Source organism: Kineosporia corallincola (genome assembly GCF_018499875.1).
Classification (GTDB): Bacteria; Actinomycetota; Actinomycetes; order Actinomycetales; family Kineosporiaceae; genus Kineosporia; species Kineosporia corallincola.
In genome coordinates this window covers 16,832-34,533 of record NZ_JAHBAY010000011.1, presented here as the reverse complement: position 1 = coordinate 34,533, position 17,702 = coordinate 16,832, and the positions used below count along the sequence as shown (strand labels likewise).

The window sequence follows — 17,702 nt, the reverse complement described above, 5'->3', positions numbered from 1 at the left end:
TTCCGTGGATGACCTTGAAACGCACCGTAGGATCAGCCCTCGCGGACCTCGCCCTCGACCACGCCGAACCGGCTGCATCTGATGCCCATGACCATCTTTCCCAAAGGCACGGTGGGAGTACCCTGCCTGACACCGGGTGAGCGGCTCGGCGTCCTGCGGCAACGAAGCGCGAGCGGCATCGTGAAGCAATCTCACATGAGTTCAGGAACGTCTAGGCCCGGGCGGCGGGCCGTCAGGGAGGACTGAGAAGTGGCCGGCGAACAGAGCCCCCATGGATTCCAGATCGTCATGCGTGGTTTCGATCGCGCGCAGGTGGAGGAAAGAATTGCCTCCCTGGAATCCTCCCTGCGTGACGCAAGAGCCCGCGTCGAGGAACTCGACACCCGAGCGCTGAAACTCTCCGGCGAGGTCGCCGAGGCGCACCGCCAGCTGCGGGAGGTGGAGCGCCCGTCGTACAGCGGCCTGGGCTCGCGCATCGAGCAGCTGCTGCGTCTGGCCGAGGAGCAGGCCAGCGACGTGATCGCGGCCGCCACCAAGGAGGCCGAGGAGGCCGTCGCCCAGGCCCGGGTGGAAGCGGCGCAGCACCGTGCCGCCGCCCAGAACGAGGCCGCCGAGACCACGGCCGTCGCCCAGCGGGAGACCGCTGACATGCGCCGCACCGCCACGGCCGAGGCGGAAGACATTGTCGGCACCGCCACCCGCAAGTCCGACGAGATGCTGGCCGTCGCCGAGCGCGAGGCGTCCAAGCTGAAGTCGGTCACCGAGCACGAGACCTCGGAGAAGCGCACCAACGTCGACCGCGAGCTGGCCCGGCTGCGCGCCACCGCCGAGCGCGAGGTCACCGAGCTGCGGGCGGCCACCAAGCGGGAGACCGACGAGGCCCGGATCAGCGCCAAGCGCGACGCCGAGGAACTGCGCAGCACCGCCAAGCGCGAGTCCGAGGAGATGCGGACCTCCGCCGCCGCCGCGCTGGAAGAGGCCCGTAACCGCGCCGAGCAGATGAGCACCGACCTGGAGGTCAAGCTCGCCGCCCGGCGGGAGGAGGCAGAGCGGCTCGACGCCGAGCGGCACGAGCAGGCCGTGGCCCAGGCCACCCAGCTGGTGGCCGAGGCCGAGCAGCGCGCCAACGCCGCGGAGACCCGCGCCGGAAAGGCCGTCAACCAGGCCGAGGCCGTGCGCCGCGACGCCGACGAGCACGCCAAGACGCTGGTGGGCAACGCCCGTCGCAACGCCGACCAGGTGATGGCCGAGGCCCGGGCGCACGCCGACAAGGTGCTGTCCGAGGCGAAGGGCGAGGCCGACCGCAACCGCCGGGCCGCCCAGCGTCAGGTGGACGAGCTGATCCGCCAGCGCGACAGCATCACCGGCCACCTCGACCAGCTGCGTGCGCTGCTGGGCAACAGCATGCCGATGAACGCGGGCTCGCTGGACAAGGTGGCACAGGCCGCGTCGCACAACCCGCAGGACGACCCGTCCGGCGACGGTCAGGACGGCGAGCAGCGCACCATCGTGCTTCCCGACGCCGCCCCGGCCGGTTCCAAGCGCTGATCCTCAGCTCGTCCCGCACCGCACCACCACGGCGAAGCCATCGTCCCCACCAGGGCCGGTGGCTTCGCTGCGGTTTGGGGCGGCTGTGAATTGGGCCAGAATGCTCATCGCCCGCGTTTTCTGATCATGCCCGGTCACCCCCGGCGGAACGGAGCCCTTGCTGTGTCGCAGCAGTCGGACCCCGAACAGACCTCGACGCTGGGGGCCGATCAGCCGGCCGAGCCCTCGCCGATCAAGGACTCCACCCCGGAGCACCCGGCGGGTGAGCCCGAGCAGCCGGAGAACGAGAGCGGTGCGGCGCTGCGGACCCGGGACCACGAACCGGAGAACGACGAGGACGCCCGCAAGCGCACCGAGGGCGACCCGAAGTTCGGCCGGCCGGGACCGCCGATCAACCGGAACAACCCGTTCTACTTCGGTTTCATGGCCGCGATCGGCGTGCTGCTGGCCTTCCAGCTGATGCGGATCGTCGCCGACCTGTCGCAGACCATCACGCTGGTCGTCATCGCCGCGTTCCTGGCGGTCGGCCTGGATCCGGTGGTGCGGTTCCTGCAACGCCGCGGGGTGCGGCGCGGGGGTGCCGTGGCCATCGTGTTCATCGGCGTGATCGGCATCTTCGGCGGGTTCGCCGCGATCATCATCCCGGACATGGTCGACCAGGCCACCGAACTCATCGACTCCGCGCCGGACCAGATCGACAACCTGACCAAGACGCCCTGGATCAACGACCTGAACGCCGAGTACGGCGTGATCGACAACCTGAGCCAGCAGATCCGTGACCGGGCCAGCAACGGCGACACCGTGATGCAGGTGTTCGGCGGGGTGCTGGGCGCCGGGCGGGCCGTGCTGTCCGGCCTGGCCAGCACGTTCACCGTGCTGATCCTGACGCTGTATTTCCTGGCCTCGCTGAACAACATCGCCGAGGCGGGCTACCGGCTGGTGCCCCGCTCCCGGCGCGACCGGGTGCGGGCGCTGGGCGACGAGATCATCAAGCGCATCGGCGGTTACGTGGCCGGGCAGGTGGCGGTGGCCACGATCAACGCGGTGTGCAGCTTCGTCATGATGACGGTGCTCGGCATTCCGTACGCCGCGGTGCTGGCCTTCCTGGTCGGCATCCTGGGGCTGATCCCGCTGGTCGGCGCCACGATCGGGGCGGTCGTGGTGGTGATCGTGGGGTTGTTCCAGTCGGTCCAGATCGCCGTCATCGTGGCCGTGTACTACATCATCTACCAGCAGGTGGAGAACTACCTGATCGCCCCGCGCATCATGTCGCGCACGGTGGCGGTGCCCGGCGCGGTGGCGCTGATCGCGGCCTTCGGGGGCGGTGCGCTGCTGGGTGTGCTGGGCGCGCTCATCGCCATCCCGATCGCCGCCGCCATTCTGCTGATCATCCAGGAGGTCGTCATCCCCCGACAGGAGCGCGCATGACCCGGGTACTGCACATCGCCCTCGCCGAGGACTGGGCCCAGGCCCTGGAACGGGGCCGCTACGAGACGTCGACCAGGGGCCGCACCCTGGCCGAGGAGGGGTTCATCCACTGCTCGGCGCGTGACCAGGCTCCCGTCGTCCACCGGCTCTTCTACTCCGACCTGCCGCCGCACGACCTGCGGTTGCTGGTGGTCGACGAGCAGCTGGCCGCAGAACGGGGGACGACGATGAGGTGGGACGACGTGCCCGGCTCGGACCGGCCCTTCCCGCACTTCTACGGCCCGATCCCGGTGGACGCGGTGGTGGCCGTGCTGGAGATCACCGGCCCGGAGCTGCCGGACGTGAGCGGCTACGCCGTGGAGGCGTAACGCTCCTGGTTCAGCATGTCGCGCAGCTTCGCCAGGCCGCGGTGCGCGTTGCTGCGCACCGTGACCTCGGAGCACTTCATGATCACGGCGATCTCGCTGTCGGGCAGGCCCTCGTAGTGACGCAGCACCAGCACCGCGCGCTGCTTGGCCGGCAGCCGGCGCAGCAGGGCGATCAGCTGGTCGCGGTCGGCCCGGTTCTCCGCGCCGTCGGCCGAGGGCATGTCGAGCACCAGCACCGAGTCGGTCGCCCGCTCCCGCCGGGCGGCCCGGCGGAACCACGAGGTGCAGGCGTTGACCACCATGCGGCGTACGTAGGCGTCGACGTCCTGCGCGGCGCTGACCCGGCCCCACTGGACGAGGGCCCGGCCAAGCACGTCTTGCACCACGTCTTCCGCCAGGTAGGGGTCACGCAGCAGACCCCGGGCCAGGCGCACGAGGGCCGGGCCGCGTGAGGCCACGAACTCCTCGAACACCAGCGGTCCTGGCGCCGTCTCACCGATCTCCTGCGCGGAGACGGACCGGCGCGCATCATCTGCCGACGCATCGACAGGCAGCTGCACCACCACTGTTCCCCTCGCAGATCTCGCCGGTTCCACTGATGCCGCTCCCCCTGGACCGGCTGTTCGCCATCGGTCGTCAGCCTAACCGGACCTGGCGACTACCTGTGCATCACGCTAGCCGTATGTACGGAATCAGCGCCCAGATTTCCGGGTAAAACAACTCTCCGTAGTCACGATCCGGTCGTTGGTCACACCACGGGAGCGATCCGCGACACCTGAGAAAGAGAACTCTCCCGGGGGCCCGTGATACCTCCCCGGCACGATCTGACCAGATGTGACCGAGCGGTGACATCTTCGCATTACGGTTTCAGCACAATCGAAGTCGATTCGCCGACGCCGAATCATCACTGCCCGTTCCGGGCATGCGAAACGCGTCACCCGACCGGATCCCACCGCCCTCTTGACCGCGGGTGAGTGCTGTGCGCCTCCTATGAAAACGGCTGCGCCGTGCCGGTTTTGTCAAGCTCCCCGAACCGGCCGGGCGGACCGTCGGCCGACGATGCGGGCACTCCGCCGTCCCCGAACAGAAAAATCTCCGGTTTCGTTTATTCCGGACGAAAGAACATGTATAAGTCATCCGGTATGTGAACTGCCCGACCGCAGCATTCCGCAAGGAGTTCCACCCCGCGTATCCGCGACGAAGGGACCGAACCGATGCGAAAACTGGGCGTCTGCCTGGTGACGGCGATGACCGCCGTGACCGGCGTCGCGCTCGTGGCCTCCACCCCGGCCTCGGCCGCCCCGGTGGCCACGGCCGAGAGTGCCACGACCAGCACCGCGACCGAGTACATCGTTCTGCAAGACGCCAACACCGGTGTCTCGGCGGCCAGGACGGCCGTGGAGAAGGCCGGGGGCACGGTGGTGTCCGAGAACACCGCGCTCGGCTACGTGGTGGCGCGCAGCAACAAGGCCGCCTTCCAGACCACGGTGAACGCCGACACGTCGGTGGTCGGCGCGGCTGCCAACCGGGTGATCGGGCAGGCGCCGCAGGAGCAGCAGGCCAGCCAGTCGCAGGTGGAGAAGCTGCGTGAGGCGACCGCCTCGGCCGCGAAGACCTCGAAGGGCTCGAAGTCCGCCGAGCCGCTGGCCGGTCTCCAGTGGGACATGCAGCAGATCGACGCCACCGCCAAGGGTTCCTACGCCAAGCAGACCGGCAGCAAGAAGGTGCTGGTCGGCATCATCGACACCGGCGTCGACGGCAGCCACCCCGACATCGCGCCGAACTTCAGCAGCAAGCTGTCGCGCAACTTCGTCACCGACATGCCCGACATCGACGGCGAGTGCGAGTACGCGGACTGCAAGGACCCGGCCGACGAGGACGGTGACGGACACGGCACGCACGTGGCCAGCACCATCGGTTCCCCGATCAACGGCATCGGCATCGCCGGTGTGGCGCCGAACGTGACGCTGGTGAACATCCGGGCCGGCCAGGACTCGGGCTACTTCTTCCTGGAGCCCACCCTCGACGCCCTGACCTACGCCGGCGACATCGGCGTCGACGTGGTCAACATGAGCTACTACGTGGACCCGTGGCTGTTCAACTGCGTGAGCAACCCGGCCGACTCGGCCGCGGAACAACGCGAGCAGCAGATCATCCGCACCGCCACGCAGCGGGCCCTGAACTATGCCCGCAACAAGGGCGTTCTGCCGGTCTCGGCCGAGGGCAACGAGTCGACCGACCTGAACAACCCGACGGTCGACGACACCTCGCCGGACTACCCGGCCGACGCCGCGAAGACCCGCCAGATCGACAACTCCTGCATCAACGTCCCGGCCGAGAGCAAGGGCGTGCTGACGGTCAGCTCGACCGGGCCGAGCAAGCGCAAGGCCTACTACTCCAACTACGGCACGCAGGAGACCGACGTCGCCGCACCGGGTGGTGACGCCTACGACTCCGCCGACAACCGGCTGAACTACGCGAGCATGATCCTGGCCGCCTACCCGGAGGCGCTGGCGAAGCTCAACGGCGACATCGACGAGGCCGGCGAGCCGACCACCACGGCCGTGCTGAAGTCGTGCAAGGGCAAGGTCTGCGGCTACTACCAGTACCTCCAGGGCACGTCGATGGCGTCGCCGCACGCCACCGGTGTGGCTGCCCTCGTGGTGAGTGAGTACGGCAAGAAGGACAAGAGCGGTCTGGGTCTCGACCCGGCCAAGACCGAGGCCAAGGTGCTGAAGTCGGCCACCGAGACGGCCTGCCCGAACCCCCGCACGTACCACTACACCATCATCCGCTCCAGCGGCACCACGGAGCTGGACGCCACCTGCGAGGGCCCGAAGTCGGACAACGGCTTCTACGGCCACGGCATCATCGACGCCAAGGCGGCGGTGACCGGAAAGCTGTGACGCAACGGTTGCTTTGAGGACGACGCCGGGCTGTGCGGGCTCGGCGTCGTCCTGCGTCGCGGCGCCCGCCGATCACACCCGCGCGCCGTTACGGCTACGCTCGTCCATCGTGCGTCTGGTTATCGCTCGTTGTTCTGTTGACTACGCCGGGCGGTTGACCGCCCACCTCCCGCTCGCCAACCGCCTGCTCATGGTCAAGGCGGACGGCAGCGTGCTGGTGCATTCCGACGGGGGCTCCTACAAGCCGCTGAACTGGATGAGCCCGCCCGCCAAGCTGACCGTCGGCGCGCCCGACGAGTCGGCGGCCGAGGTGGGGGTGGTCGAGGTCTGGACAGTCCAGAGCGCCAAGACCGACGACCGGCTGATCGTGAACATCCACGAGGTGATGCACGACAGCAACCACGAGCTCGGGGTCGACCCCGGCCTGGTGAAGGACGGTGTCGAGGCACACCTCCAGAAGCTGCTGGCCGAGCAGGTGAACCGGCTCGGCGAGGGCTGGTCGCTGGTCCGGCGCGAGTACATGACCGCGATCGGCCCGGTGGACCTGCTGGTGAAGGACGCGTCCGGCGGCTCGGTGGCGGTCGAGATCAAGCGCCGCGGCGAGATCGACGGCGTCGAGCAGCTCACCCGCTACCTGGAACTGATGAACCGCGACCCGCTGCTGTCCCCCGTCGCCGGCATCTACGCCGCGCAGGAGATCAAGCCGCAGGCCCGGGTGCTGGCCGAGGACCGCGGCATCCGCTGCGTGATCCTGGACTACGACGAGATGCGGGGCCTGGACGACGTGGAGCACCGACTCTTCTGATGCTGTACGAACTCATCTTCAAGCACCTGCTGGTGCGTATCCCGGCCGAGACCGCCCACCACGGCGCCTTCACCCTGATGCGGACGGTCGAGCGGGTCCCGGCCGTGCGCGACCGGCTCCGCGCCCTGCTCGGGCCGGCCGACCCGGTGCTGCGCACCCGCGCCCTGGGCCTCGACCTGCCCGGCCCGCTCGGCCTGGCCGCCGGGTTCGACAAGGACGCCCTGGCCCCCGACACCCTGGCGGCCATGGGTTTCGGGTTCGTCGAGATCGGCACGGTCACCGCCCGCCCGCAGCCCGGCAACCCCAAGCCCCGGCTGTTCCGGCTGCCCGCCGACAAGGCGCTGATCAACCGGATGGGCTTCAACAACCACGGTTCGATGGCGGCGTCGCTGCGGCTGAGGCAGCGCACCGGTGACGCCGTGGTCGGCGCGAACATCGGCAAGTCCAAGGTGGTCGGCCCGGCCGACGCGATCGAGGACTACGTGGCCAGCACCGCCCGGCTCGCCCCGGTCGCGGACTATCTGGTGGTCAACGTCAGCTCGCCGAACACCCCGGGCCTGCGCGATCTCCAGGCGGTGTCGTCGCTGCGGCCCCTGCTGAGCGCGGTTCGGCGCACCCTTGATGCATCCGCCCCGGACCGCCGGGTGCCGCTGCTGGTGAAGATCGCCCCCGACCTGTCCGACGAAGACGTGGACGCGGTCGCCGATCTCGCCGTCGAGCTCGGCCTGGACGGGATCATCGCGACCAACACCACGATCGCCCGCACCGGCCTGCGCACCCCCGCCGCCGAGGTGGCGGCGCTGGGCGCGGGCGGTCTGTCCGGTCCCCCGCTGGCCGACCGCTCGCTCGAGGTGCTGCGCAGACTGCGGGCCCGGGTGGGCGGCGAGATGGTGCTGATCGCCTCGGGCGGAATCACCACCGGCGACGACGCCTACGAGCGGATCCGGGCCGGGGCCACGCTGGTCCAGGCCTACACCGGGTTCATCTACGGCGGCCTGTTCTGGGCCCGGGGCGTGCACCGGCGACTGGCCGAGCGGCTGCGGGCCGACGGTTTCACGTCGGTGGACCAGGCGGTGGGAACACGCACCCGCAACCCTTAGACGTGCCTGTGGGTAGACCCGAATGATGGACGACGAGTAGCAGGCTGACACCTATCCGGGGCACCATCCCTCGTATGGCTGCACGGATCACGGTTGTCGGCGCGGGCGTCATCGGTCTGAGCTGTGCCGTGCGGCTGGCCGAGGCGGGACACCCGGTCGACGTGATGGCGCGCGAGCTGCCGCTGGAGACCACGTCCGCCGTGGCCGGTGGGCTGTGGCAGCCGTTCCTCGCCGAGCCCGCCGACCTGGTCGCCCGCTGGTCCCGGCAGACCCACGCGGCGTTCGCCGAGCTGTCCGAGGCCAACGACGTGCGCCACACCGGCGTGGTGCAGCGCCCCGGCTACCTGGTCGGCCGGACCGGGCGCCCGACCTTCGCCGACGGGCTGGCCGGCGTCGGGCTGACGCACGTGGCCCATCCGCACCCGTCCCACCGCGAGGGCTGGCACCTCACCGTCCCGATCGTCGACATGACCGTGTACCTGCCCTACCTGACGCGGCGGCTGGAGGCGGCGGGCGGAACCCTGACCCGGATGCCGCTGACCGCGCTGCCCGCCCGCGGCCTGGTGGTCAACTGCACCGGCCTGGCCAGCCGGGCCCTGGCCGCCGACCCCACGGTGTACCCGGTGCGTGGTCAGGTGCTGCGGATGTCCGACCCGGGCATCACCGAGTGGTGGGCCGACGACGCCGATCCGGCCACCCTGACCTATGTGCTGCCGCAGACCCGGCACATCGTGGTGGGCGGCACCGCGCAGCCCGGCGACTACGACACCACGCCCGACAAGGCCCTGGCCGCAGCCATTCTCGACCGGGCGCGGCGGCTGGTGCCGGCTCTGGAACGGGCCACCGTGCTCTCCCACCGGGTCGGCCTGCGCCCCGCCCGGCCCGCGGTGCGGCTGGAGACCGTGCACACCGCCGAGGGCACGACGGTGCACTGCTACGGGCACGGCGGCAGCGGCGTCACCCTGTCGTGGGGGTGCGCGGACGAGGTGCTGGCCGAGGTCACCGCCCTGGCGTGAACGCCCGCCATCGCTGCTGCACAAAGTAGTCGGCACATACTCTGGGCCATGATCATGAACGGCGAAGAGCGGCGGTGTCATTAATTTTCCCCTCCGCTCACTGCACTTAAAGCCAGGGGGAAATACCTCCGTATATTAACTCGACTTAAGCCTCCCGAAGGGTTGACTAAAGCTTAGCAAGGTCCGTTGAGAGCCTCTTGACGCTCCTTTTACCCTGCCCCCAACATGCTCGCTACCAGCATGTTTCGCCCGCACAAACGATGCGCGGGCAGCAAACCGTGCAATGGTTGCCCGCTTCCACAGAAAACTTGTAGGTTCCCTGCGACTTCACCACTATGCCTCGCCTCGGGGGCGCGGTCGCAGGAGGAATGCACGGATGGCAGAGGGCTTTCCGGCAGGTGGAAACCACACCGGGCCGGGCGGTGACAGCGCGACCGGAAACGGGTCCGCCGAGCCGCTCCAGAAATCACCAGCACCGGCATTCCGCAGCCGGCGACAGAGCCGGGAACTGGCCGGCGCCGGGTTGTCCCGGCGCAGCATGATGGTCAGCGGCGCCACCGCCGTGGCAGCGGCCGGGGGCACCGGCTACCTGCTGCTGCGCGGCGGCAGCGGCGAGGCGGCGGCCTCGGCCTCCACCGCCCTGTCCGGCCAGACCTCCACGGCGGCGGGCTCCACCGGCGCGGCGACCAGTGCCTCCGCCGGCTCCACGGCGTCCTCGGCCGGTGCGGGCACCGCGGCCACCCCGAGCGGGGCCGCCGCCACCAAGGCCGCCGCGGCCGGCACCACCACCAAGGCCGCGAAGAAGATCACGGTCGACCCCGACCTGCTGCTCGGCCGGGCCAGTTACGGGCGCACCGCCGCCAGCGCGCAGCTCATCGGCAAGCTCGGCGCCTCGGCCTGGCTGGAGCGTCAGCTCAAGCCGGCCTCGATCAGCGACCCCGGCGGTCAGGCCGTCGACGCCCAGTTCCCCGACCTGCGGTGGAGCATCGCCCAGGCGCGTAAGGGCATGAAGATCGGTGCCTGGGACGTGATGCAAGACGTCTGCGGGCACCACCTGGGCCGGGCCCTGTTCTCCAGCCGCGAGCTGTTCGAGGTGATGGTCGACTTCTGGGCCAACCACCTCAACATCGCCTGCCCGAGCAGCGAGGTCTGGGACACCCGGCACCGCTTCCAGATCGACGTGATCCGCAAGCACGCCCTCGGCTCGTTCGAAGACATGTTGCTGGCCAGCGCCTTTCACCCGTCCATGCTCACCTTTCTGGACGGCACGAACTCCTCCAAGGCCTCGCCCAACGAGAACTACGCCCGTGAGGTGCTGGAGCTGCACACGGTCGGCGTGAACGGCGGCTACACCGAGAAAGACATCCAGCGCTCGGCCCTGCTGCTCACCGGCTGGACGTTCTGGGAGGGCAAACTCACCTACGACCCGAACCGGCACTACACCGGCCAGATCAAGGCCTTCGGCTTCAGCAGCGCCAACAGCGACGCCTCGAAGGGCCCGGTGACGCAGCGAAAATACCTGCGGCACCTGGCCAATCACCCGAAGACGGCGAAGAACATCGCGACCAAGCTGGCCACCCACTTCGTCTCCGACAGCCCGCCGCAGTCGCTGGTGACCAAGCTGGCCCAGGTGTACACGCAGAATGACACGGCGATCGTGCCGGTGCTGCGCGCGCTGTTCGGCTCGGCGGAGTTCGCGGCCTCCAGCGGCGAGAAGATCCGCCGCCCGATGGAGCAACTGGTCGCCAGCGCCCGGGTGATCGGGGTGAAGAACGGCTCCAGCTCGAAAGCTCTGATGGACGTGTACTACCTGTCCAAGGAGGCGGGTCATGCCCCGCTCGGCTGGAGCATGCCCAACGGCTTCCCCGACGTGGCCGAGTCGTGGCAGTCGCCGGCGAGCGCGCTCCAGGTGTTCAACACCACCACCGCCATGGTGCACGGCTGGTGGCCGAACAAGATGACCCTGCCCGGTCCGGAGAAGCTGCTGAGCACCAAGCCCACCACCCGGGCGGCGGTGATCACCGCGGCCGGCAAAAAGGTCTTCGGCCGCACGCCCACCGCCCGCGAGCGCTCGGCCGCGAACACCCTGCTGACCGGCACCAAGCTGGGCACCTCGTTCAGCGCGGGCTCCTGGGACCAGAAAGAGACGATCGCGCTGACCGTCTCGCTGTTCCTCTCCGCCCCGGCCCACCTCTCCGTCTGAGCAGAACGGTCCCCCAACTGATGACGACGATGATCCCGCAGACCCCGGAGCAGATGCTCGACTGCGGCTGCCCGGAGAACCGGTCGGCCGGCGTGTCCCGCCGCACCCTGTTCCGGATGGCCGCGGTGGGCGGGCTGACCACGGCCTCCACCGTGTCGGGTGCCACGCTGGCCTTCGGCGCCCCGGCCGGCACGGGCACCCTGGTGGTGCTCTCGCTGCGGGGCGGTTTCGACGGCCTGTCGGCGGTGGTGCCGGTGGGCGACGCGAACTACGCCAAGGCCCGCCCCGGCATTCAGGTCACCGCCTCGCAGTCGCTCAAGATCGACTCGATGTTCGGGCTGAACCCGGCCATGCAGCCGCTGCTCAAGCTGTTCCAGAACGGCACCATGGCCGCCGTGCACGCGGTCGGCCAGGCCGACCCGACCCGCTCACACTTCGAGGCAATGGCCGAGATGGAGCGCGCGGCACCGGATTCCAACCTGCGCACCGGCTGGATCGACCGCACGCTGGGCAGTCTCGGCGACCCGGGCGGCTTCGCCGGCTCGCAGGTCGGGTCAGGGTCGATGCCCGACTCGATGATCGGGCCGAATGCCAAGTTCGCGATGAACTCCATTGCCGGGGTGAAGCTCTCGGTGGGCGAGGACCTGGTGCCGCTGGCGCGCTGGCGCTCGGCGATGAAGACCCTGCACACCGGCGCGGCGCCGGAGCTCTCCGCCCCGATGACCAACGCGCTGGGTGCCGTCGGCAAGATGAGCACGCTGAACAAGGCCACCAGCAAGTCGGTCAAGGAGCTCGGCTACCCCGAAACCGCTCTGGGCAACGCCCTTCACGACGTCGCCCGGCTGATCAAGGCCGACCTGGGCCTGCGGGTCGCCACGGTCGACTACGGCAACTGGGACATGCACGTGAACCTGGGCAAGGCCACCTCCGGTGCGTGGATGTACCGGCAGCTCGAAGAGATGAGCAAGGCGCTGGCCGCCTTCGCCGCCGAGCTCGGTACCGAGGCCCTGAACCGCACCACGCTGCTCACCCTCAGCGAGTTCGGCCGGCGGGTGGCGGAGAACGGCTCTGGTGGTCTCGACCACGGGCACGGCAACGTGGTGCTCGCCCTGGGCGGCGGCCTGAACAAGGGTGTGCACGGCAAATGGCCGGGCCTGGCCGCCGGCAACCTGGTAGACGGCGACCTGGCGAGCACCACCGACTACCGCTCGATCGTGTCCGAGGTGCTGAAAAAGCGTGTCGGCGTGGACTCCACGACCGACATCTTCCCTGGTTACAAACCCAAGACGGTTGGCTTGGCGTAGTGACCACGGGTCGGGGAAGGGGTGGTGCCGGGCTGTGAGGGGCCCGGCGCCGTCCCCGTCGGCCGGTGCGTGAAGAGTCAGCCCAGTTCGGCATCCTCGAAGCACCAGCGCCAGGACTCGCCCAGCTCGATGCTGCGCATGACCGGGTGCCCGGTCTCGCGCCAGTGCGCGTCGGCGTGCCGGCGCGGCGACGAGTCGCAGCAGCCGACGTGGCCGCAGTCCAGGCACATCCGCAGGTGCACCCAGGTGTTCTCGCCCAGCTTCTGGCACTCCGGGCAGGTGTCGGGGCGGGAGGCCGGGGCGATGGTGAGAGGGCGTTCCTTCAGGTGCTCGCAGGCCCCGGGCCGGGGTGAGGTCAGCATCGCCGAACGCTCCGCCGCCGACGGGCCGGTCCCGGTCGAGAAGCCGTCCAGCATGGCCTCTTCCTGGTCGATCCGTTCCAGCACGCGTTCCACCAGGTCGTGCGGCACCGAGCCGTCGTTGCGCACACCGGCCACCACCGACCGCTCGGCCTCCAGCATCGCCACCCGCATCCGGTGGAACGCGGCGGCCGGGGTCTCCCGCTCGGCGTCGGTGGATCCCAGGCGTTCCCAGGCGGCGTTGGCCACCCGCTCGCCCCACGACTCCAGCGAGGCCACCACGTCGGGGGCGTCGCAGTCCCGTTTCTCCGCGGTCAGCCGGTCCAGCCCGGCCTGGGCGGCCTGCTGCTGAAGCAGGGCTTCCTGCAAGGCGTCCTGCGCCGGGTCGGGTCCGGCCACCCGCAGCCGCCGCACCAGGTAGGGCAGTGTGGTGCCCTGGATCAGCAGGGTGCCGGCGACCACCGAGAACGCGGCCACCACCAGGGCCGGACGGCCGGGCACCTCTTCCGGGATGGTGAGGGCGGCGGCCAGGGTGACCACGCCGCGCATGCCGGCCCAGCCGACCAGCGCGACGCCCGCGGCCGGCTGCCGCGGCTCGTTCCGGCGCACCGGGGGGAACAGCAGCCGGGGCAGGTAGGCGGAGGGGAACACCCACAGCGCCCGCACCATGATCACGGTCACCAGCACCGCGCCGGACAGCACCAGCACGTCGGTGTTCGGAGTGGACTCGTCCTCGATCGCGTCGGTGACCAGGTCTTGCAGCTGGAGGCCGATCAGCAGGAAGACCGCGCTCTCCAGCAGGAACTGAACGGTGCGCCAGATCACCCGCTCGGTCACCCGGGACATCGCCGACTGGATCTCGGTGGAGCGGTGGCCGAGGATCAGCCCGGCGACCACCACGGCGATCACGCCGGAGCCCTGCGCCTCCTCGGCCAGCAGGTAGGCGATGAACGGGACCAGCAGCGAGACCGACGTGTCCAGTACCGGGTCCTCGACCTTGTTCCGCAGGAACGACACCACCTGCGCCAGCACCCCACCGACCAGCACACCGCCGGCGACCGCCCAGACGAAGTCCAGCCCAGTCGAGAGCACGCCCACCGAGCCGGATATCGCGGCGATCGCGGTGCGCAGGGTGACCAGGGCGGTCGCGTCGTTCAGCAGGCTCTCGCCCTCCAGCAGGGTGACCACCTGCCGGGGCATCCGCACCGCGCGGGCCACGGCGCTGGCAGCCACCGCGTCGGGCGGGGCCACCACGGCACCGAGGGCGAGCGCGATCGCGAACGGCACCTCGGGCAGCACCAGCCGGACGACGACGGCCACGGCGAACGCGGTGACCAGCACCAGACCGACCGAGAGCAGGCCGATCGAGCGACGCTGACGGCGCAGATCGACCCAGGGGGTGCGCACGGCGGTGGCGTAGAGCAGCGGGGGCAGCAGGCCCTCGAGCACGACGTCGGGTTCCAGCGGGAGGGTGGGCATGCCGGGTACGAACGACAGCACCAGCCCGAAGGCGGTGAGCAGCAGTGGTGCGGAGAGTGAGAAGCGGCTGGCGAGACCGGCCGTACCGGCGGCGATCACCAGGATGATGACGAGTTCGATCGCCAGGTGCACCGCGGGATCATCTCACGCAGCTGTACAAATCGCGTTCTGGAACGAAATCATGGACGACGGCGGGCCCGGTCCGGGCTCACCGTCGTCCATGCATTTATGGTGAATACGATGAAATGCGGCCGTCAGCAGACCATTGCGGCCGGCCGGACCGACGACGTCCAGGTGACCCGGGCCACGCGCAGGAGGCGCAGTTCACGGGCCTGCACCCCGGTGAGCACGAGCTGGCGACCGGTCTGCCGGGCCCGCCGGCCGGTGCCGACGATGACGCCGAGACCGGCGCCGTCCCAGATCTCCAGCTTGTTCATCTCGATCACGAGTTCACCCGCACCCTCGTCGACCGCCTGGTGCAGCGTCGGTCTCGTGGTCGGGGCCGATCGCGTGTCGAGGCGCCCGGCCAGACGCAGAAGCGCCCCCGGGGTCACCACCTCGACCGTCACCCTCGCCATGTCACCCACCCCCTCCGGTCACGCCAGTTGCACACCACCTGCACACAGCGTGCACCAACTGTGACACGAATTCCGGAACAGGTCAGTACCGACCCGCCGCCTTCCGCGCATCCGGAGGAGGTGCTGGAAAGTTGCCGCCCCGGACAGGGAAAATAGACGCATGTTGTACGGCGACGGCACCTCCTACCTTCTGTCGGTCGTCGTGCTGCTGCTCGGCTTCGGCGTGATGCTGCTGTTCCTGCGCTGGACCTTCAGTTCCGGCAAGTCGCTGGTGCAGCGCCGGCCGAGGCAGGGCGGCGAGAACGAGTACGGGCTGCTGGTGCCGGTCGCCAGCCCGCCCACCATGATCGAGGGCGAGCAGTTGCGACTGCGGCTGGACGCCTCGCAGATCCGCGCCAAGCTGGTGCAGACCACCGACGGCCCCCGGCTGATGGTGTTCGAGAACGACGCGAAGATGGCCCGCACGGTGCTCGCGGCGCCCCCGCCGCCGCCCTCGGCGAATCTGTAGAAAAATGGTGGACGACGAAAGCCGTTCGCCGTCCACCATTTCTGGTCAACCGGCGGCCGCGCCCGGGGTCTCGCTGACCGTGAACCGGTGCACGTCCGCGCCCAGTGTGCGCAGCGCGTGATCGAACCGGGCGTAACCGCGGTCCACGTGCCCGGCCTCGTAGACGATCGTCTCGCCGTCGGCCACCAGCCCGGCCAGCACCAGGGCGGCCCCGGCCCGGATGTCACTGGCCTCGACCGGCGCCCCCGACAGCTTCGGCACCCCACGCACGAAGGCGTGGTGCCCGTCCATGCGCACGTGGGCGCCGAGCCGGGCGATCTCCTGCACGAACCGGAACCGGGCCTCGAACAGGTTCTCGGTGATCATCGCGGCGCCGTCGGAGAGCGCGCAGAGGGTGACCATGAACGGCTGGAGGTCGGTCGGGAAACCCGGGTAGGGCAGCGTGGCCACGTCGACGGCCCTGGGCCGCTCGGGCCCCTTCACCCGGAAACCGTCGGCCAGCGTGATCACCTCGGCACCGGCGTCCACCAGCTTGTCGATGACCAGCTCGAGGTGCCCCGGCTCACCGTTGTGCACGATCACGTCGCCACCGGTGATGGCGGCGGCGAAGGCCCAGGTGCCGGCGACGATCCGGTCGGGCACCACGCGGTGTTCCACCGGGTTCAGGCTGTCGGTGCCGATGATCTCCAGCGTGGAGCTGGCCACGCCGTCGATCTTGGCGCCCATCCGCCGCAGCATCCGGCACAGGTCCACGACCTCGGGCTCGCGCGCCACGTTGTCGAGCACCGTGCGGCCGTCTGCGAGAACGGCTGCCATCAGCAGATTCTCGGTGGCCCCCACGCTCGGGAAGTCGAGCCGGATCTCCGCGCCGCGCAGGCCGGAGGGAGCCTGCGCCACCAGGTAGCCGTGCTCCACCGCGATCCGGGCCCCGAGCGTCTCCAGCCCGGACACGTGCATGTCCAGGCCGCGCGAGCCGATCGCGTCGCCACCGGGCAGCGCCACCTGGGCCGCGCCGCACCGGGCCAGCAGCGGTCCGAGCACGCTGATCGACGCCCGCATGGCCCGCACCAGGTCGTAGTCGGCCTTGTGCCCGGGCACGGCCGGCGTGGTGATCGACAGCATGCCGCTGCCGTCCACGTAGTCCACGTCACAGCCGAGTCTGGTCAGCAGCTTGACCATGATCCGCACGTCGAGGATGTCGGGCACGTCCGACAGCGTCGTCGTGCCCTCGGTCAGCAACGCGGCGGACATCAGCTTGAGCACGCTGTTCTTCGCGCCTGCTACCCGAACGCCGCCGTTCAGCGGCGTTCCACCCACGATCCGGAAGGCTTCCACGGAACGGCATCGTATTGCCGTTTCCTGGCCGGGGGTCCACTTCCGGGCAGGGGTCACCGCCAGTGCGTCATCGAGCATGCTGCGTACGCACCGGTCGGCGGATTCGTCGCGCTACATCGCTGTGAGTGCACGGTCCGTTACAGCTTGGCGTGCCCTCGTAGTCTGGCCCGATGGTGAACCTGACCCGGATCTACACCCGGACCGGCGACGACGGCACGACCGCGCTCGGCGACTTCAGCCGGACCTCGAAGAACGACCCGCGGCTGATCGCCTACGCCGACTGCGACGAGGCGAACAGCGCGATCGGTGTGGTGCTGGCGGCCGGCACCCCGGCGCCGCCGATCGCGCGGCTGCTGCGCCGGATCCAGAACGACCTGTTCGACGTGGGGTCCGACCTGTGTGTGCCGGTGACCGCGACGCCGCCGAAGCACGAGCCGCTGCGGGTCACCGCCGACTACGTCGACCGGCTGGAGGCCGCGTGCGACGAGTTCAACGAGAACCTGCCCGCGCTGCGCTCGTTCATCCTGCCCGGCGGCACCCCGGCCTCGGCCTACCTGCACGTGGCCCGTACGGTCACCCGGCGCGCCGAGCGCTCGGTGTGGGCGGCGATCGAGGTTCACGGCGAGGGCGTCAACCCGCTCACCGCGAAGTACCTGAACCGGCTGAGCGACCTGCTGTTCATCCTGTGCCGGGTGGCCAACCTGGACGCCGGCGGCGACGTGCTGTGGGTGCCGGGCGGGGAACGGGACTAGCCCTTTCCCGGTG

15 protein-coding genes are annotated in these 17,702 nt (G+C 69.9%); 11 read left to right on the top strand and 4 right to left on the bottom strand.

The window, feature by feature from the left end:
* Nucleotides 1-288: 288 nt before the first annotated feature.
* The 3 genes from KIH74_RS24355 to KIH74_RS24345 all read left to right on the top strand — a co-directional run bounded on the left by KIH74_RS24355 (nucleotide 289) and on the right by KIH74_RS24345 (nucleotide 3,344).
* Entirely contained in the window at nucleotides 289-1,548 is a 1,260-nt protein-coding gene (locus KIH74_RS24355) for a coiled-coil domain-containing protein (protein ID WP_214158463.1), read from the top strand.
* A 162-nt stretch (nucleotides 1,549-1,710) separates the two neighbouring features.
* Entirely contained in the window at nucleotides 1,711-2,976 is a 1,266-nt protein-coding gene (locus KIH74_RS24350; protein ID WP_214158462.1) for an AI-2E family transporter, read from the top strand.
* Nucleotides 2,973-3,344, top strand: coding sequence for a DUF952 domain-containing protein (locus KIH74_RS24345; RefSeq protein ID WP_214158461.1), 372 nt, complete (start codon nucleotides 2,973-2,975; stop codon nucleotides 3,342-3,344). The genes KIH74_RS24350 and KIH74_RS24345 overlap by 4 nt, the downstream gene beginning before the upstream one ends.
* Here the strand turns inward: KIH74_RS24345 and KIH74_RS24340 are convergent.
* Entirely contained in the window at nucleotides 3,326-3,907 is a 582-nt protein-coding gene (locus tag KIH74_RS24340) for a SigE family RNA polymerase sigma factor (protein ID WP_308113990.1), read from the bottom strand. The two genes, KIH74_RS24345 and KIH74_RS24340, sit on opposite strands and share 19 nt — an antisense overlap.
* A gap of 651 nt (nucleotides 3,908-4,558) precedes the next feature.
* Between KIH74_RS24340 and KIH74_RS24335 the strand changes: the two genes are divergently transcribed.
* The 6 genes from KIH74_RS24335 to KIH74_RS24310 all read left to right on the top strand — a co-directional run bounded on the left by KIH74_RS24335 (nucleotide 4,559) and on the right by KIH74_RS24310 (nucleotide 12,678).
* The gene (locus KIH74_RS24335) at nucleotides 4,559-6,250 is read left to right on the top strand and encodes a S8 family peptidase (RefSeq protein ID WP_214158460.1); all 1,692 of its coding nucleotides are present in this window, start codon (nucleotides 4,559-4,561) and stop codon (nucleotides 6,248-6,250) included.
* Between the two features lie 109 nt (nucleotides 6,251-6,359).
* Complete coding sequence (gene nucS / locus KIH74_RS24330) at nucleotides 6,360-7,055, top strand: endonuclease NucS (RefSeq protein ID WP_214158459.1); 696 nt, start codon at nucleotides 6,360-6,362, stop codon at nucleotides 7,053-7,055.
* Entirely contained in the window at nucleotides 7,055-8,155 is a 1,101-nt protein-coding gene (locus KIH74_RS24325) for a quinone-dependent dihydroorotate dehydrogenase (RefSeq protein WP_214158458.1), read from the top strand. The genes nucS and KIH74_RS24325 overlap by 1 nt, the downstream gene beginning before the upstream one ends.
* Before the next feature lie 74 nt (nucleotides 8,156-8,229).
* Complete coding sequence (locus KIH74_RS24320) at nucleotides 8,230-9,171, top strand: FAD-dependent oxidoreductase (protein WP_214158457.1); 942 nt, start codon at nucleotides 8,230-8,232, stop codon at nucleotides 9,169-9,171.
* 376 nt (nucleotides 9,172-9,547) lie between these two features.
* Nucleotides 9,548-11,374, top strand: coding sequence for a DUF1800 domain-containing protein (locus KIH74_RS24315; RefSeq protein ID WP_214158456.1), 1,827 nt, complete (start codon nucleotides 9,548-9,550; stop codon nucleotides 11,372-11,374).
* Between the two features lie 20 nt (nucleotides 11,375-11,394).
* Nucleotides 11,395-12,678, top strand: a complete 1,284-nt coding sequence (locus KIH74_RS24310; RefSeq protein ID WP_246573023.1) for a DUF1501 domain-containing protein — start codon at nucleotides 11,395-11,397, stop codon at nucleotides 12,676-12,678.
* Nucleotides 12,679-12,755: 77 nt separating this feature from the next.
* On the opposite strand, the gene KIH74_RS24305 is transcribed toward KIH74_RS24310, so the two are convergent.
* Complete coding sequence (locus KIH74_RS24305) at nucleotides 12,756-14,648, bottom strand: Na+/H+ antiporter (RefSeq protein ID WP_214158455.1); 1,893 nt, start codon at nucleotides 14,646-14,648, stop codon at nucleotides 12,756-12,758.
* Nucleotides 14,649-14,770: 122 nt separating this feature from the next.
* Nucleotides 14,771-15,094, bottom strand: coding sequence for an STAS domain-containing protein (locus KIH74_RS24300; protein ID WP_214158454.1), 324 nt, complete (start codon nucleotides 15,092-15,094; stop codon nucleotides 14,771-14,773).
* A gap of 160 nt (nucleotides 15,095-15,254) precedes the next feature.
* Between KIH74_RS24300 and KIH74_RS24295 the strand changes: the two genes are divergently transcribed.
* Nucleotides 15,255-15,602, top strand: coding sequence for a hypothetical protein (locus tag KIH74_RS24295; protein WP_246573022.1), 348 nt, complete (start codon nucleotides 15,255-15,257; stop codon nucleotides 15,600-15,602).
* A 45-nt stretch (nucleotides 15,603-15,647) separates the two neighbouring features.
* Here KIH74_RS24295 and murA read toward each other — a convergent pair whose 3' ends face one another.
* Nucleotides 15,648-16,937, bottom strand: a complete 1,290-nt coding sequence (gene murA, locus KIH74_RS24290; RefSeq protein ID WP_308113989.1) for a UDP-N-acetylglucosamine 1-carboxyvinyltransferase — start codon at nucleotides 16,935-16,937, stop codon at nucleotides 15,648-15,650.
* 170 nt (nucleotides 16,938-17,107) lie between these two features.
* Here murA and KIH74_RS24285 point away from each other — a divergent pair, with 170 nt between their 5' ends.
* Nucleotides 17,108-17,689 (top strand): cob(I)yrinic acid a,c-diamide adenosyltransferase, encoded by a 582-nt coding sequence (locus tag KIH74_RS24285; protein ID WP_214158452.1) that lies wholly within the window; start codon nucleotides 17,108-17,110, stop codon nucleotides 17,687-17,689.
* Nucleotides 17,690-17,702: the final 13 nt, after the last annotated feature.

Coding starts and splice junctions, on each gene's coding strand:
- KIH74_RS24345 (WP_214158461.1), top strand. CDS start 2,973: ATGACCCGGGTACTGCACATCGCCCTCGCCGAGGACTGGGCCCAGGCC.
- KIH74_RS24285 (WP_214158452.1), top strand. CDS start 17,108: ATGGTGAACCTGACCCGGATCTACACCCGGACCGGCGACGACGGCACG.
- KIH74_RS24295 (WP_246573022.1), top strand. CDS start 15,255: ATGTTGTACGGCGACGGCACCTCCTACCTTCTGTCGGTCGTCGTGCTG.
- KIH74_RS24355 (WP_214158463.1), top strand. CDS start 289: ATGCGTGGTTTCGATCGCGCGCAGGTGGAGGAAAGAATTGCCTCCCTG.
- KIH74_RS24310 (WP_246573023.1), top strand. CDS start 11,395: ATGACGACGATGATCCCGCAGACCCCGGAGCAGATGCTCGACTGCGGC.
- KIH74_RS24300 (WP_214158454.1), bottom strand. CDS start 15,094: ATGGCGAGGGTGACGGTCGAGGTGGTGACCCCGGGGGCGCTTCTGCGT.
- KIH74_RS24320 (WP_214158457.1), top strand. CDS start 8,230: ATGGCTGCACGGATCACGGTTGTCGGCGCGGGCGTCATCGGTCTGAGC.
- KIH74_RS24315 (WP_214158456.1), top strand. CDS start 9,548: ATGGCAGAGGGCTTTCCGGCAGGTGGAAACCACACCGGGCCGGGCGGT.
- KIH74_RS24335 (WP_214158460.1), top strand. CDS start 4,559: ATGCGAAAACTGGGCGTCTGCCTGGTGACGGCGATGACCGCCGTGACC.
- KIH74_RS24325 (WP_214158458.1), top strand. CDS start 7,055: ATGCTGTACGAACTCATCTTCAAGCACCTGCTGGTGCGTATCCCGGCC.